Below are 15076 nucleotides of genomic sequence, written 5' to 3' on the forward strand. Positions count from 1 at the left end.
CCAGAAGAGGGCGCCCCCGGGCCGCAGCCAGGCCGAGCGCAGTGCTTGCATATCTCATCCGACGGATCTTCGCCGTCATCGTCATGCTGTTGGTCATCTCGCTGGTGACCTTCGGAATCTTCTTCCTCTTCCCGAAGATGATCGGGACGGATCCGGCGCTGTACTTCGTCGGCAAGCAGTCCGACCCCGCCGCCATCGAGGGCATCCGGCAGAAGATGGGTCTCGACGACCCGATCCTCGTCCAGTTCGGCAAGTTCGTCGTCGGGCTGGTGGCGGGTCGCACGTACGCCAACGGCTCCGACATCACGCAATGCGCCGCGCCCTGCTTCGGCTACTCCTTCAAGACCGAGCAGGAGGTGTGGCCGCTGCTGCTGGACTGGGTCCCGGTCACGCTCTCGCTCGCCGCGGGCGCCGTCGTGCTCTGGGTCTTCGGCGGTGTCGCCACAGGCGTCACCTCCGCCCTCAAGCGCGGCACCGTCCTGGACCGCTCGGCGATGGGCGTCGCCCTCGCCGGCGTCTCCCTCCCGATCTACTTCACGGGCATGCTCGTCATCGCCCTCTTCTCGGACCAGCTCGGCTGGTTCGGGCGCCCCGAGGCGACGTTCGCCGACGATCCCGGCAAGTGGTTCAACGGCATGGTCCTGCCGTGGGTCTCGCTCGCCTTCCTCTACGCGGCGATGTACGCGCGGCTCACCCGCGCGACGATGCTCGAAGTCCTCAATGAGGACTACATCCGCACCGCCCGCGCCAAGGGCCTGACGGAACCCGTCGTCATCGGCAAGCACGCCATGCGCTCGACGATGACGCCGATCCTCACCGTCCTCGGCCTGGACCTCGGGGCCCTGATGGGCGGCGCGGTGCTCACCGAGTACACGTTCTCGCTGCACGGTCTCGGCTACAACGCCGTACGCGCCATCAGCGACCACGACCTGCCGGTCATTTTGGGCATCACCCTGATCTCCGCCTTCTTCGTCGTCGCGGCGAACCTCATCGTTGACCTCCTGTACGCGGTGATCGACCCTCGAGTGAGGCTGTCATGACCGATCTGACCAAGACCGGAGCTCTGAACGAGCCCGTCGACGGCACCGTGCCCTCCACGGCCTTCCTCGAAGTCCGCGACCTCAAGGTGCACTTCCCCACCGAGGACGGCCTGGTCAAGTCCGTCGACGGACTCTCCTTCACGCTGGAGAAGGGCAAGACCCTCGGCATCGTGGGCGAGTCGGGCTCCGGCAAGTCGGTCACCTCGCTGGGCATCATGGGCCTGCACCGCGTCGGCCAGTACGGCCGCCAGCGGGCCCGGATCTCCGGCGAGATCTGGCTGGACGGCAAGGAGCTGCTGTCCTCGCCCGAGGAGGAGGTGCGCAAGCTGCGCGGCCGGGAGATCGCGATGATCTTCCAGGACCCGCTGTCCGCGATGCACCCGTACTTCACCGTCGGCAAGCAGATCGCGGAGGCGTACCGGGTCCACAACAAGGTCGACAAGAAGGCCGCCCGCAAGCGGGCCGTCGACCTGCTGGACCGCGTCGGCATCCCGGAGCCGCACAAGCGGGTCGACAGCTACCCGCATGAGTTCTCCGGCGGTATGCGCCAGCGCGCGATGATCGCGATGGCGCTGGTCAACAACCCCGAACTGCTCATCGCGGACGAGCCGACGACGGCGCTGGACGTCACCGTCCAGGCGCAGATCCTCGACCTCATCCGGGACCTGCAGAAGGAATTCGGTTCCGCGGTCATCATGATCACGCACGACCTCGGCGTGGTCGCGGAGATGGCCGACGAACTCCTCGTGATGTACGGCGGCCGGTGCGTCGAGCGGGGCACGGCGGAGAAGGTCTTCTACGAGCCCCGCCACCCCTACACCTGGGGCCTGCTGGGGTCGATGCCGCGCATCGACCGGGACCAGACCGAGCGCCTCATCCCGGTCAAGGGCTCGCCGCCCAGCCTCATCAACATCCCCAGCGGCTGTGCCTTCAACCCGCGCTGCCCGTACGCCGACGTGCCCAAGGGCAATGTGACCCGCACGGTACGGCCCGAGCTCACGGAGGACGGCACCCGCCACTGGTCCGCCTGCCACATGCCGCAGGAAGAGCGGAACCGGATCTGGACCGAAGAGATTGCGCCGAAGCTGTGACCGACATCAAGAAGACGGAAACGGCCGCCATTCCCGCGCAGGCCGGTGACTCGCCGAAGCCGCTGCTCAAGGTGACCGGACTGGTCAAGCACTTCCCGATCCACAAGGGGCTGCTGCGGCGGCAGGCCGGCGCGGTCAAGGCCGTCGACGGCATCGACTTCGACGTCCGGCAGGGTGAGACCCTCGGCATCGTCGGCGAGTCCGGCTGCGGCAAGTCGACCATGGGCCGCCTGATCACCCGGCTGCTCGAACCGACCGGCGGCACCATCGAGTTCGAGGGCAAGGACATCACGCACCTGGGCGTGGCGGGCATGCGGCCGCTGCGCCGCGACGTGCAGATGATCTTCCAGGACCCGTACGGCTCGCTGAACCCGCGCCACACGGTGGGCACCATCGTCAGCGCCCCGTTCAAGCTCCAGAAGGTCACCCCGGAGGGCGGGCTCAAGGCGGAGGTGCAGCGGCTGCTGTCGCTGGTGGGCCTCAACCCCGAGCACTACAACCGCTACCCGCACGAGTTCTCGGGCGGCCAGCGCCAGCGCATCGGCATCGCGCGGGCGCTGGCGCTGAACCCGAAGCTGGTGGTCGCGGACGAGCCCGTCTCCGCGCTGGACGTGTCCATCCAGGCCCAGGTGGTCAACCTGCTGGACGACCTCCAGCAGGAGCTCGGCCTCACCTACGTGATCATCGCGCACGACCTGTCGGTCATCCGGCACGTCTCGGACCGCATCGCGGTGATGTACCTGGGCAAGATCGTCGAGCTGGCCGACCGGAAGTCGCTGTACGAGGCGCCGATGCACCCGTACACCACGGCGCTGATGTCGGCCGTGCCGGTGCCCGACCCTCGGCGGCGCGGGGCGAAGAGCGGGCGCATCCTGCTCAAGGGCGACGTGCCGTCGCCGATCTCGCCGCCGAGCGGGTGCCGCTTCCACACGCGGTGCTGGAAGGCGACGCAGATCTGCACGACGCAGGAGCCCCCGATGCTGGCCCTCAAGACGGGCCACCAGGTGGCCTGCCACCACCCGGAGAACGCCCCCGACCAGGCGCCGGGCGACCAGCCCCTGCCGGGCGCGGCGGACGCGGTGGCGACGGTTTCGGAGTAGCGGCCGAAAGCCGCACCCCGGCGCCGCCCGCCCCACACCGGGCGGCGCCGGGACTGCGGAACCCTGGCCGGCCCGCAGGCACCCCGCACCTGGCCCGGCCCGCAGGCACCCCGCACCTGGCCGGCCCGCCGGCACCCCGCACCTGGCCCGGCCGCAGGCACCCCCCATCCAGCCGGCCCGCGGGTACCCCCACCTGGCCCGGCCCGCCGGTACGCCCCACCCGGCCCGGCCGGAGGGCACCGGCCGGCCCCGCCGGCGTTCGGGGCGGTGGGGTCCGGGGCGGTGGGGTCCGGGGCGGTGGGGTCCGGGGCGGAGCCCCGGGTCTTGGAGCCGCACCCGCCCGCCGCCGGAGCCCCCGGCAGCCCGTTGCCAGCCGCTCAGCCGCAGGGCCGGAGCCCCGAGCAGCCCGGCGCGAGCCGAACCGGCCCGCCGCCGGGCGAGAATGGCCCGGTGCTCCACGATCTCTTCCCGCCCGGGATCCAGCATGCCCTGGACCTCGCCGGCATCTTCGTCTTCGCCACCGCAGGCGCGCTCCTCGCCGTCCGCAAGAACTTCGACGTCTTCGGCGTCGCCGTCCTCGCCCTGGTGACAGCCCTCGGCGGCGGTCTCTTCCGCGACCTCGTCATCGGGGCCGTCCCGCCGGCCGCCTTCGGCGAGCTCAGCTTCTTCCTCACCCCGCTGATAGCCGCCGCGATCGTCTTCTTCCTGCATCCCGAGGTGCAGCGGATCAACCGCGCCATCAACGTCTTCGACGCGGCCGGACTCGGGCTGTTCTGTGTGACGGGCACGACCAAGGCGTACGAGTACGGCCTCGGCCTCACCGCGTCCGCCGCGCTCGGTCTGGCCACGGCCGTCGGCGGCGGCGTACTGCGCGACGTCCTCGTCAACGAGGTGCCGTCGCTGCTGCGTGACCGGGAGATGTACGCCGTCCCCGCCGTCATCGGCGCCTCGATGGTCGCCGTCTTCATCGGCCTGGACGTCCTGAACGCCTTCACCACCGGCCTCGCGATCGTCACCACGTTCGTGCTGCGGCTGCTCGCCATGCGCTACCACTGGCGGGCGCCGCTGGCCTGGAACCGCCGTTCCTCGGTGGCCGAAGAGCCGTAGGCGAGCCCGTGACGGGAGAAAGCTACCGCTTAGTAGCGCCTCGGTGTACCGTCGTTTTTATGTCACACGCAACGACCCAGGCGTCCATCGGCGACAGCGAGTTCGACCGCGACACCGCCCTCGTCCCTCGCGCCGGCGAGCCCGGGGTGTACGACGCGGAGCTGTCCGCCGACTGGACCATCATCACCGCCGTCAACGGCGGCTATCTGCTGGCCCTGGTCGGCCGGGCCCTGTCGGCGGCCCTGCCGCATCCGGACCCCTTCACCGTCTCCGCGCACTACCTGACCTCCTCCACACCCGGCCCCGCCGTGATCCGTACCCAGGTCGTACGCGCCGGCCGCACCCTCTCCACCGGCCAGGCCTCGCTGTTCCAGTACGACGAGAACGGCGCCGAGATCGAGCGGATCCGCGTCCTCGCCTCCTACGGAGACCTCGGCGCCCTGCCGGACGACGTGCGCACGACGGCCCGGCCGCCGGTCATGCCCGCGTACGAGGAGTGCCTCGGCACCGAGGCCGGCCCGGCCCCGATCCCGGGCAGCTCCGCGATCGTGGACCGGCTCCGGCTGCGCCTGGACCCGGCGACCGCGGGATGGGCCGTCGGCGCGCCCTCGGGCAAGGGGGAGATGCGGGCCTGGTTCGAGCTGGCCGACGGCCGTGACGCCGACCCGCTGTCCATGCTGCTGGTGGTGGACGCGCTGCCGCCGACCTCCTTCGACCTCGGCCTGATGGGCTGGACCCCGACGGTGGAACTGACCACACACATCCGCCGCCGTCCGGCGCCGGGCCCGCTCCGGGTCGCCATCACCACCCGCAACCTGGCCGGGGGCTTCCTGGAGGAGGACGCCGAGGTCTGGGATTCCGCGGACCACCTGGTGGCCCAGTCCCGCCAGCTGGCCCGCGCCCCGCGCCAGACCTGACACACCCGCGGGGCGCCCGCCGGACTCCGTCCGAAGGGCGCCCGGGGGCGCCCAGCGGGCCCGGCCGCACGGTCGGACGGGCCTCGGGTGCCGGACGGGCACCCGCCCGGCGCCCGAGGCGGGCGCGGGTCCGCCCGACGGGCTCGTAGAATCGGGGGATCATGGCCTACCTCGACCACGCCGCCACCACGCCGATGCTGCCGGAGGCCGCTGCCGCGATGACCGCGCAGTTCGCGGCCACGGGAAACGCGTCCTCCCTGCACGCTGCCGGCCGCCGGGCCCGCCGTACCGTCGAGGAGGCCCGCGAGGCCCTCGCCGAGGCGATCGGCGCCCGCCCGAGCGAGGTGGTCTTCACCGCCGGGGGCACCGAGGCCGACAACCTCGCCGTCAAGGGCCTCTACTGGGCCCGCCGCGACGCCGATCCCGCCCGGACCCGGATCCTCTGCAGCCCCGTCGAGCACCACGCCGTGCTCGACGCGGTCCACTGGCTCGCCGAACACGAGGGTGCGCAGGTCGACTACCTGCCCGTGGACCGCTACGGGCGCGTGCACCCCGAGGCCTTCCGGGAAGCCGCCGAACGCAACCCCGACGATGTGGCCCTGGCCACCGTCATGTGGGCCAACAATGAGATCGGCACCGTCATGCCGGTCCACGAACTGGCCGCCGTCGCGGCGGAGTTCGCGATCCCCCTGCACTCCGACGCCGTGCAGGCCTTCGGGCAGCTCGATGTCCGCTTCGGCGACAGCGGCCTCGCCGCCCTGACCGTCAGCGGCCACAAGATCGGCGGTCCGTACGGGATCGGCGCGCTGCTCCTCGGTCGCGACCAGAGCCCCGTACCCGTCCTGCACGGCGGCGGTCAGGAACGGCACGTCCGCTCCGGCACCCTCGACGTCCCGGCCGTCGCCGCCTTCGCGGTGGCCGCCGTCCTCGCCGCCGAGCGGCGCGAGCGGTTCGCCACCGAGATCGGCGCCCTGCGCGACGAGCTCATCGCCGCCGTCCGCGCGGCCGCGCCGGACGCCGTCCTCGGGGGAGACCCCGACGACCGGCTCCCGGCCAACGCGCACTTCAGCTTCCCCGGCTGCGAGGGCGACTCCCTGCTGCTCCTGCTCGACGCCCAGGGCATCGAGTGCTCCACCGGCTCCGCCTGCACCGCGGGCGTGGCCCAGCCGAGCCACGTCCTGCTGGCCGCCGGCACCGACCCCCAGCTGGCCCGCGGCACCCTGCGCTTCTCCCTCGGCCACACCTCCACCAAGGCCGACGTCGCCGCCCTGGCCGCGGCCATCGGCCCGGCGGTGGACCGCGCCCGCACGGCGGGCCTCAGCTAGCGCCGGACCGGCGCAGCTCTTCCCGGACGAGGCGCAGATACCGGTCCCAGTCCCAGTGGCGGCCCGGGTCCGTGTGATCGGCGCCCGGGACCTCGGAGTGGCCGACCATGTGCGCGCGGTCCGCCGGTATGCCGTACCGGCGGCAGATGTCGCCCGCGAGTCGGGCCGAGGCCGCGTACATCGCGTCCGTGAAGTCCTGCGGGCGGTCCACGAAGCCCACGTGCTCGATGCCGACACTGCGCTCGTTCATCGAGCGGTTGCCCGCGTGGAAGGCGACGTCGAGCTCGCGCACCATCTGCTCGATGTGGCCGTCCTGGCGGACTATGTAGTGCGCCGACGCCTTGTGCCAGGGGTTCTTGAAGGCATCCACCGAGGACTCGAAACCGCCCTGCGTGACATGGACGACGATCCGGTCCACGCGGTAGTCGTCCGGCCGGTCGGCGAGCCGCCAGTTCGCCGGCGAGGCCGCGGTCCAGCGCGCCCCCGCATGGTCGAGGTCGCCCTCCTTGCGCGGCTTGGACACCCCCGGCACCAGCCACCAGGCGCGTCGGATCTCCTCCCGGCCGGCGATCGCCGCCACCGTGAAGATCCCCAGCCCCCCGAACAGCACGGCCCTGCGGGTCCTGCCCGGAGCCCTGCCCGGGGTCTTCCCCGGAGCCTTACCGGGTCCCCCCGCGTGCTTCTCGCCCTTGCGCATCATGTGATCCACCCCCCTGCACCCGATAACGCGCTGTGACCCCGCGCGGTTCCCCGTACCCTGGACGGTGCTATGACTGAGAACCTGCCGCGCACCCCCCGCCCCCTTCGCGTCCTGGCCGCCATGTCCGGCGGCGTGGACTCCGCCGTCGCCGCGGCCCGCGCGGTCGAAGCCGGGCACGACGTGACCGGCGTCCACCTCGCGCTCTCCGCGAATCCGCAGTCCTTCCGGACCGGCGCCCGCGGCTGCTGCACCATCGAGGACTCCCGCGACGCCCGCCGCGCCGCCGACGTCATCGGCATCCCGTTCTACGTCTGGGACCTCGCCGAGCGCTTCCGCGAGGACGTCGTCGAGGACTTCATCGCCGAGTACGAGGCCGGGCGCACCCCCAACCCCTGCCTGCGCTGCAACGAGAAGATCAAGTTCGCGGCGCTGCTCGACAAGGCCCTGGCCCTCGGCTTCGACGCCGTCTGCACCGGCCACTACGCCACCGTCGTCGTGAACGAGGACGGCTCGCGCGAGCTGCACCGCGCCTCCGACATGGCCAAGGACCAGTCGTACGTCCTCGGCGTCCTCGACGAGAAGCAGCTCGCCCACGCCCTCTTCCCGCTCGGTGACACCCTCACCACCAAGGAAGAGATCCGCGCCGAGGCCGAGCGGCGGGGTCTGGCCGTCGCGAAGAAGCCCGACAGCCACGACATCTGCTTCATCGCCGACGGAGACACCCAGGGCTTCCTCGCGAACCGCCTCGGCAAGGCCGAAGGCGACATCGTCGACGAGACCGGCGAGAAGGTCGGCACCCACGACGGCGCCTTCGGCTTCACCATCGGCCAACGCAAGGGCCTGCGGATCGGCCACCCCGCCGCCGACGGCAAGCCGCGCTACGTCCTCGACATCTCCCCGGTGACCAACACCGTCACCGTCGGCCCCGCCCGGGCCCTCGACGTCACCGGCCTCACCGCGATCCGTCCCCGCTGGTGCGGCTCCACGGCCGCCGCCCCGGGCACCTACACCGCTCAGCTGCGCGCCCACGGCGGCGAGACCGAGGTCTTCGCCGAACTGGTGGACGGCGAACTGCGCGTCTCCTTCACCGAGCCGGTCCGCGGCGTGGCCCCGGGCCAGGCGATCGTGCTGTACGACGGCACGCGCGTGGTCGGCTCCGCCACCATCGCCACCACGACGCGCGCCGCGGCCGCCGTCTAGCCGCGGGCCGGGCCGACCCGGCCCGGCCCGGCCCGGCCCGGAAACTCAGGCCACCGTCAGGACGATCTTGCCGGTGGTCCGGCCCAGTTCGCCGATCTCGTGGGCCTTCGCGGCCTGCTCCAGCGGCAGCACCGTGTCGATCACCGGCCGGAGCTTCCCGGCCGAGACGAGTGCGGCGATGGCCTTCAGGCCCGCGTAGTCCGGCTCGACCACCGTCCAGCCGGTGTGGACGCCCTCCGCGTCGGCCGGTACGTCGTCCGGGCCCGGCAGGGTCACCAGACGGCCGCCGGGCTTCAGCACCTTCAGCGAGCGCCGCCCGTAGTCCCCGCCGACGCAGTCGAGCACGATGTCGATGTCGCCGGTGACCTCCGCGAAGTCGACGGACCGGTAGTCGATCACCTCGTCCGCGCCCAGCGAGCGCAGCAGCTCGTGCTTGCCCGCGCGGGCCGTGCCGATCACGTGGGCCCCGTACGCCTTGGCGATCTGCACCGCGAGGTGGCCGACCCCGCCGGCGGCGGCGTGGATCAGCACCCGCTGACCGGCGGTGAGGCCGGCGGTGTCCACCAGCGACTGGTACGCGGTGAGCGCGGCCAGCGGGAGGGCGGCCGCACCGATGTGGTCGAGGGTCGCGGGCTTGCGGACGAAGTGCCGGGCGGGTGCCGTCACGTACTCGGCGTACGCGCCCGCCTGGTGCGGGAAGCGCGGCATCCCGAAGACCTCGTCGCCCGGCTGGAAGAGGGTCACCCCGCCGCCGACCGCCTCGACGGTGCCGGAGACGTCCCAGCCGACCATCGGAACCGGCCCCCAGGGAATGAGGGCGCCGCTGGCCCTGGTCTTCCAGTCCACCGGGTTGACGCCCGCGGCGCGGACGCGGACGAGGATCTCGGTCAGGCCCGGCTCCGGGCGGTCCAGCTCGGTCTCGGTGAGTACCTCGGGCCCGCCCCACTGGCTGACGACGACGGCGCGCATGTGTTTCTCCTTGAGGTCGGTGCTGCTGTGCGACCAGCTTCGGGGCGGGAAGGGGGCCGTGGTGGTGGCCGGACGGCCACCATCTGACAGGATTCGGCCATGCATCGTGTCGCCGTACTCGCCCTCGAAGGCGTCCCCCCGTTCGAGCTCGGCATCCCCTCCCGGGTTTTCGGCAATGCCCACGACGAGGCCGGGACGCCGCTCTACGAGGTGACCGTCTGCACCGCCGACGGGCTGCCGGTGAGCAGCGACGCGGGCTTCACCGTCGGCGTCGGCGCGGGCCCCGAGGCGCTCGCCGCCGCCGACACGGTGGTCATCCCGCCGACCCACGCCATGGACGAACTCGCGCAGGGCGCCCCGCTGACGCCCGCCCTCGCCGAGGCCATCGCCCTGATCAGGCCCGGCACCCGGCTGGTGTCCATCTGCACCGGCTCCTACGTCCTCGCCGCGGCCGGACTGCTCGACGGCCGGCCCGCCACCACGCACTGGCTCAAGGCGCTGGAGTTCCAGCGGGCCTTCCCGCGCGTCAAGCTCGACGAGGGCGTGCTCTTCGTCGACGACGGCGACATCCTCACCTCGGCCGGTGTCGCGGCGGGCGTCGACCTCTGCCTGTACCTCGTCCGCCAGGACCACGGCACCGCCGTCGCCAACCGGGCCGCGCGACTGTGCGTCGTACCGCCCTGGCGCGACGGCGGCCAGGCGCAGTACATCGACCGGCCCGTCCCCGAACCCACCGTCGCCACCACCACCTCCACCCGGGCGTGGGCCCTGGAACGCCTCGCCGAACCGATCACCCTCACCGAGCTCGCCGCGCACGCCCGGATGAGCCTGCGCACCTTCACGCGGCGGTTCCGCGACGAGGTCGGCATGACCCCGGTGCAGTGGCTCACCGCTCAACGCCTTGAGGTCGCCCGCCACTTGCTGGAATCCAGCGATCTGGCCGTCGACCTCGTCGCCCACCGGTCCGGCTTCGGTTCCGCCAACTCGCTGCGCCAGCACATGCGGACCAGCCTCGGCGTCTCGCCGATCGCCTACCGCCGCACCTTCCGGCCGCACCTCCCCGCCCCCGCATGACCTCTCAGGTCATCGCCTCCCGCACCGCGCCCTGGCAGTATCGGATCAACAGCCCGAACCCACGGGCCGATTGAACGGGGAGACCACCATGACCGCGTACGCCATCGCCCACATACGCCCCGAGCCCGTGAACGAGGACATCCTGCGCTACATCGAGGAGATCCAGGCGACCATGGAGCCCTTCGAGGGCCGCTTCCTCGTTCACGGCAAGGAGGTCGAGGTCCTGGAGGGCTCCTTCCCCGGCACGGTCGTCATGGTCGGCTTCCCGGACATCGAGCGGGCCCGCGCCTGGTACGCCTCCGCCGCCTACCAGGAGATCCTCCCGCTGCGCACCGACTACATCGCGGGCGAGGTCATCCTGGTCGAGGGCGTCCCGGCGGACTACGACGCCGGGAAGACCGCCGCCGCCCTGCGCGAAGCCGCCGGGCTCTGACGACGGGCCACCGGGCACCGGCCGTCTTCGTGATCAGCGCCGACCCGGACCTCGGCCGGCTCGCCTGACCGGAGGTGGGCCAGCCCCGCCTGCGCGCGCACGCCCCGGGGCCGGGGCGTGCGCGGAGGCTCAGGGTGCGAGCATGGGCGGTATGGCTACTCACCTGATCACCGGTGCCGGGTCCGGCATCGGGGCCGCCGTCGCGGCCCGACTGCACGCCCGCGGCGACGACCTCGTCCTCCTCGCCCGCGACGCCGGCCGCGGCAAGCAGCTCATCGACCGCTACCCGGGCGCGCGGGCCCTCGTCGGCGACCTCGCCGACCCCGACCGGCTCTCGTGGGCCTTCTCGAAGCAGGCCGTCCCCGAGCGGATCGACTCGCTCCTGCACATCGCCGGGATCGTCGACCTCGGCCCCGTCGGCGAGCTGCGCCCCAAGACCTGGCACCAGCAGCTCAACGTGAACCTGATCGCCCCGGCCGAGGTCACCCGGCTGCTGCTGCCGACCCTGCGGGCCTCCCACGCGAGCATCGTCTTCGTGAACTCCGGCGCCGGGCTCCACGCGCACGCGGACTGGAGCGCGTACGCCGCCTCCAAGCACGGTCTCAAGGCCCTCGCCGACTCCCTCAGGGAAGAGGAGAAGGAGAACGGGATCAGGGTCACCTCCGTCTACCCCGGCCGCACCGCCAGCCCCATGCAGGCCAAGGTGCACTCCCAGGAGGGCAAGGAGTACGACCCTGCCGCCTGGATCGATCCCGAGTCCGTGGCGACGACGATCGTGATGGCCGTCGACCTGCCCCGCGACGCCGAGGTCAACGACCTGAGCGTCAGGCCGGGCCGATGAGCGCGGGCGCGACCGGTGTCGGTTCGCTTCCGGGCGGCGACGCCCGGGAGGCCGCCAGGACCGTCACCGGGTCCTTCGAGGAGTTCCCGCACCTCCCCGAGCTGCCCGCCCGGGGGCCCGGAGCGGACATGCTCGGCCGGTCCCTGGGGCTGCTCGTCGACATGTACGCCCACGTCGAGCCCAGCGGGTGGCGGATCAGCGACCGCCCGGGGCGGGACTCGAAGAGGGCCCGGTCCTGGCTCGGCGAGGACCTGGACGCCCTGGAGGAATTCACCCAGGGCTACACCGGCAAGCTCAAGGTCCAGGCCGTCGGACCCTGGACGCTGGCCGCCGGCCTGGAGCTGCACGGCGGCGAGGCCATGCTCCAGGACGCGGGCGCCTGCCGGGACCTGGCCGGATCGCTCGCCGAAGGCCTGCGCGGGCACCTGGCCGACGTACGCAAGCGGATCCCCGGCGCCGACATCGTGCTGCAGTTCGACGAGCCGTCCCTGACGGCGGTGCTGCTCGGGCGGGTGCGGTCCGCCAGCGGCTACCGCACCTACCGTGCCGTGGACCGGCAGGTGGTGGAGGGCACGCTGCGCGAGCTGTTCTCCGTCATGGATTCCGTCGGCGGCGGAGAGGTGATCGTCCACTCCTGCGCGCCCGAGGTGCCCTTCGCCCTGCTGCGGCGGGCCGGCGTCACGGGCGTGTCGTTCGATTTCTCCTTGCTCACCGAGCGCGAGGATGACGCCATCGGGGAGGCCGTCGAAGGCGGTGTGAAACTCTTCGCCGGAGTGGTGCCGGGCACCGACGGCCCGTTGTCAGACCCTGCCGGTAGCGTCATGGGTGTCAGGAAGCTTTGGCGCAGGCTGGGGCTGGCCCCGGGGACTCTGGCGGAGTCCGTCGTGGTCACTCCCTCGTGCGGTCTGGCGGGCGCTTCACCTGCCTATGCCCGGGCGGTGCAGGCGCATTGCGTCAGGGCGGCGAGGTCGCTCGCCGACAACCCTGAGTGACGGTTGGGACGGGCCACGGGAGGACACGGCATGGCAGCCGAACAGCAGGACACGGCAGTACCGGCGGCGGTGCGTGAGCAGCACGTGCTGCTGGCCGAGCAGGTCGAGGAGCACCGCTTCCGGTACTACGTGAACGACCAGCCGGTCGTCAGCGACGCCGAGTTCGACCAGCTGCTGCGCTCGCTGGAGGCGCTGGAGGAGGAGTATCCGGAGCTGCGGACGCCCGACTCGCCCACCCAGAAGGTGGCCGGGGCGTATGAGACGGACTTCGCCTCCGTCGTGCACCGGGAGCGGATGCTCTCCCTCGACAACGCCTTCGACGACGAGGAACTGGCCGCCTGGGCCGAGCGGGTGGCCCGGGACGTGAACACCTCCGACTACCACTACCTGTGCGAGCTGAAGGTCGACGGCCTCGCCGTCAACCTCACCTACGAGCACGGCCGGCTGACCCGCGCCGCCACCCGCGGCGACGGCCGTACCGGCGAGGACATCACGCCCAACGTCCGCACCATCAAGGAGATCCCGGACCGCCTCAAGGGCGACCGGATCCCGGCCCTCGTGGAGATCCGCGGCGAGGTCTACTTCCCGATGGAGAAGTTCGAGGAGCTCAACGCCCGGCTCGTCGAAGCGGAGGGCAAACCCTTCGCCAACCCGCGCAACGCGGCGGCCGGCTCGCTGCGCCAGAAGGACCCGAAGGTCACCGCGAGCCGCCCGCTGCACATGGTGGTGCACGGCGTCGGCGCGCGCGAGGGCCTCCAGATCGAGCGCCAGTCGCAGGCCTACGAGCTGCTGCACGAGTGGGGCCTGCCCACCGCCGCGCACGCCAAGGTCGTCTCCTCGCTCGCGGAGGTCCGCGAGTTCATCGCGTACTACGGCGAGCACCGGCACTCGGTGGAGCACGAGATCGACGGCGTGGTCGTCAAGGTCGACGAGATCGGGCTCCAGGGCCGCCTCGGCTCCACCGCCCGCGCCCCGCGCTGGGCGATCGCCTGGAAGTACGCCCCCGAAGAGGTCAACACCAAGCTCATCGACATCAAGGTCGGCGTCGGCCGCACCGGGCGCGTGACCCCGTACGCGCAGGTGGAGCCGGTGACGGTGGCCGGCTCCGAGGTCGAGTTCGCGACGCTGCACAACCAGGAGGTCGTCAAGACCAAGGGCGTGCTCATCGGGGACACGGTCGTGCTGCGCAAGGCGGGCGACGTCATCCCCGAGATCCTCGGCCCGGTGGTGGACCTGCGGGACGGCAGCGAGCGCGAGTTCGTGATGCCGTCCGAGTGCCCCGCGTGCGGGACGGCGCTGCGGCCGATGAAGGAGGGGGACATCGACGTCCGCTGTCCCAACGCGCAGACCTGCCCCGCCCAGTTGCGCGAGCGGCTCTTCTATCTGGCGGGCCGTCAGAGCCTGGACATCGAAAACTTCGGCATGGTGGCGGCGGCCGCGCTGACCAGCCCGCTGGAGCCGGCCGAGCCCCCGCTCCTGGACGAGGGCGACCTTTTCAGCCTCACCATCGAGCAGCTGCTGCCCATCAAGGCGTACGTCCTCGACCAGGACAGCGGGCTGCCCAAGCGGGACCCGAAGACGGGCGAGGAGAAGATCGTCACGGTCTTCGCCAACCAGAAGGGCGAGCCGAAGAAGAACGCCCTGGCGATGCTGAAGAACATCGAGGCCGCCAAGCAGCGCCCATTGGCCCGCATCATCAACGGCCTGTCGATCCGTCACGTCGGACCGGTCGCGGCGGAGGCACTCGCCCGCGAGTTCCGGTCGATCGAGCGCATCGAACAAGCCACCGAGGAGGAACTGACGGCGACGGACGGGGTGGGTGCGATCATCGCGGCCTCCCTCAAGGAGTGGTTCGCCGTCGACTGGCACCAGGAGATCCTGCGCAAGTGGCGTGAAGCCGGTGTCCGGATGGAAGAGGAAGGTTCCGGCAAGGAGGAGGGTCCGCGCCCGCTCGAAGGGCTCACCGTCGTCGTCACCGGCACTTTGCAGAGCCACACCAGGGACGGCGCGAAGGAGGCCCTGCAGAGCCTCGGCGCCAAGGTGACCGGCTCCGTTTCCAAGAAGACCTCCTTCGTCGTGGTCGGGGACAACCCGGGCTCGAAGTACGACAAGGCCGTGCAGTTGAAGCTCCCCGTCCTCGACGACGCCGGTTTCGCGGTACTGCTGGAGCAGGGCCCGGACGCGGCCCGGGAAGCCGCGCTTCCGGTGGACGGCGGGAGTGAAGCGTAGTAACACCCCCTGAGGGAAGCCCTCGGGGGGAGTAGCGAAGGCGAACGGATGCGTGGCG

Annotated in this window: 14 protein-coding genes; 12 read left to right on the plus strand and 2 right to left on the minus strand. The window is 71.9% G+C overall.

Features of this window, described 5'->3' with window-relative positions; all coding sequences use genetic code 11:
* The first annotated feature begins 41 nt into the window (after positions 1-41).
* The 6 genes from ABZX75_RS15780 (at position 42) to ABZX75_RS15805 (ending at position 6580) form a co-directional block, all read left to right on the plus strand.
* Positions 42-1040: an ABC transporter permease gene (locus tag ABZX75_RS15780; protein WP_355410739.1), complete on the plus strand. Its 999-nt coding sequence runs from the start codon at positions 42-44 to the stop codon at positions 1038-1040.
* Positions 1037-2131: an ABC transporter ATP-binding protein gene (locus ABZX75_RS15785; RefSeq protein WP_355410740.1), complete on the plus strand. Its 1095-nt coding sequence runs from the start codon at positions 1037-1039 to the stop codon at positions 2129-2131. Before ABZX75_RS15780 ends, ABZX75_RS15785 begins: the two co-directional genes overlap by 4 nt.
* A complete protein-coding gene (locus ABZX75_RS15790; RefSeq protein ID WP_355410741.1) occupies positions 2128-3231 on the plus strand; it encodes a dipeptide ABC transporter ATP-binding protein in 1104 nt (367 codons plus the stop codon). The genes ABZX75_RS15785 and ABZX75_RS15790 overlap by 4 nt, the downstream gene beginning before the upstream one ends.
* A gap of 450 nt (positions 3232-3681) precedes the next feature.
* On the plus strand, positions 3682-4338 hold the full coding sequence (locus ABZX75_RS15795) for a trimeric intracellular cation channel family protein (protein WP_355410742.1): 657 nt from the start codon (positions 3682-3684) through the stop codon (positions 4336-4338).
* Between the two features lie 59 nt (positions 4339-4397).
* Positions 4398-5255 (plus strand): thioesterase family protein, encoded by an 858-nt coding sequence (locus tag ABZX75_RS15800; protein ID WP_355410743.1) that lies wholly within the window; start codon positions 4398-4400, stop codon positions 5253-5255.
* A 161-nt stretch (positions 5256-5416) separates the two neighbouring features.
* The gene (locus ABZX75_RS15805; protein WP_355410744.1) at positions 5417-6580 is read left to right on the plus strand and encodes a cysteine desulfurase family protein; all 1164 of its coding nucleotides are present in this window, start codon (positions 5417-5419) and stop codon (positions 6578-6580) included.
* Here ABZX75_RS15805 and ABZX75_RS15810 read toward each other — a convergent pair.
* Positions 6573-7277 carry an N-acetylmuramoyl-L-alanine amidase gene (locus ABZX75_RS15810; protein WP_355410801.1) on the minus strand — a complete coding sequence of 235 codons (705 nt, stop codon included), beginning with the start codon at positions 7275-7277 and terminating at the stop codon, positions 6573-6575. The two genes, ABZX75_RS15805 and ABZX75_RS15810, sit on opposite strands and share 8 nt — an antisense overlap.
* Positions 7278-7349: 72 nt before the next feature.
* Here ABZX75_RS15810 and mnmA point away from each other — a divergent pair, with 72 nt between their 5' ends.
* On the plus strand, positions 7350-8480 hold the full coding sequence (gene mnmA, locus ABZX75_RS15815) for a tRNA 2-thiouridine(34) synthase MnmA (protein WP_355410745.1): 1131 nt from the start codon (positions 7350-7352) through the stop codon (positions 8478-8480).
* Positions 8481-8525: 45 nt separating this feature from the next.
* On the opposite strand, the gene ABZX75_RS15820 is transcribed toward mnmA, so the two are convergent.
* A complete protein-coding gene (locus ABZX75_RS15820; RefSeq protein ID WP_355410746.1) occupies positions 8526-9449 on the minus strand; it encodes an NADP-dependent oxidoreductase in 924 nt (307 codons plus the stop codon).
* Positions 9450-9548: 99 nt separating this feature from the next.
* On the opposite strand from ABZX75_RS15820, the gene ABZX75_RS15825 reads away from it, so the two are divergent.
* The 5 genes from ABZX75_RS15825 (at position 9549) to ligA (ending at position 15018) form a co-directional block, all read left to right on the plus strand.
* Positions 9549-10523 (plus strand): helix-turn-helix domain-containing protein, encoded by a 975-nt coding sequence (locus ABZX75_RS15825; RefSeq protein WP_355410747.1) that lies wholly within the window; start codon positions 9549-9551, stop codon positions 10521-10523.
* An 88-nt stretch (positions 10524-10611) separates the two neighbouring features.
* The gene (locus tag ABZX75_RS15830; RefSeq protein ID WP_355410748.1) at positions 10612-10956 is read left to right on the plus strand and encodes a DUF1330 domain-containing protein; all 345 of its coding nucleotides are present in this window, start codon (positions 10612-10614) and stop codon (positions 10954-10956) included.
* 151 nt (positions 10957-11107) lie between these two features.
* Positions 11108-11797, plus strand: coding sequence for an SDR family oxidoreductase (locus ABZX75_RS15835; protein WP_355410749.1), 690 nt, complete (start codon positions 11108-11110; stop codon positions 11795-11797).
* Positions 11794-12789, plus strand: coding sequence for a methionine synthase (locus tag ABZX75_RS15840; RefSeq protein WP_355410750.1), 996 nt, complete (start codon positions 11794-11796; stop codon positions 12787-12789). The genes ABZX75_RS15835 and ABZX75_RS15840 overlap by 4 nt, the downstream gene beginning before the upstream one ends.
* A gap of 30 nt (positions 12790-12819) precedes the next feature.
* On the plus strand, positions 12820-15018 hold the full coding sequence (ligA, locus tag ABZX75_RS15845) for an NAD-dependent DNA ligase LigA (RefSeq protein ID WP_355410751.1): 2199 nt from the start codon (positions 12820-12822) through the stop codon (positions 15016-15018).
* Positions 15019-15076 lie beyond the last annotated feature (58 nt).

Origin of the sequence: Streptomyces sp. NPDC003038 (assembly GCF_040611115.1) — a bacterium.
Classification (GTDB): Bacteria; Actinomycetota; Actinomycetes; order Streptomycetales; family Streptomycetaceae; genus Streptomyces.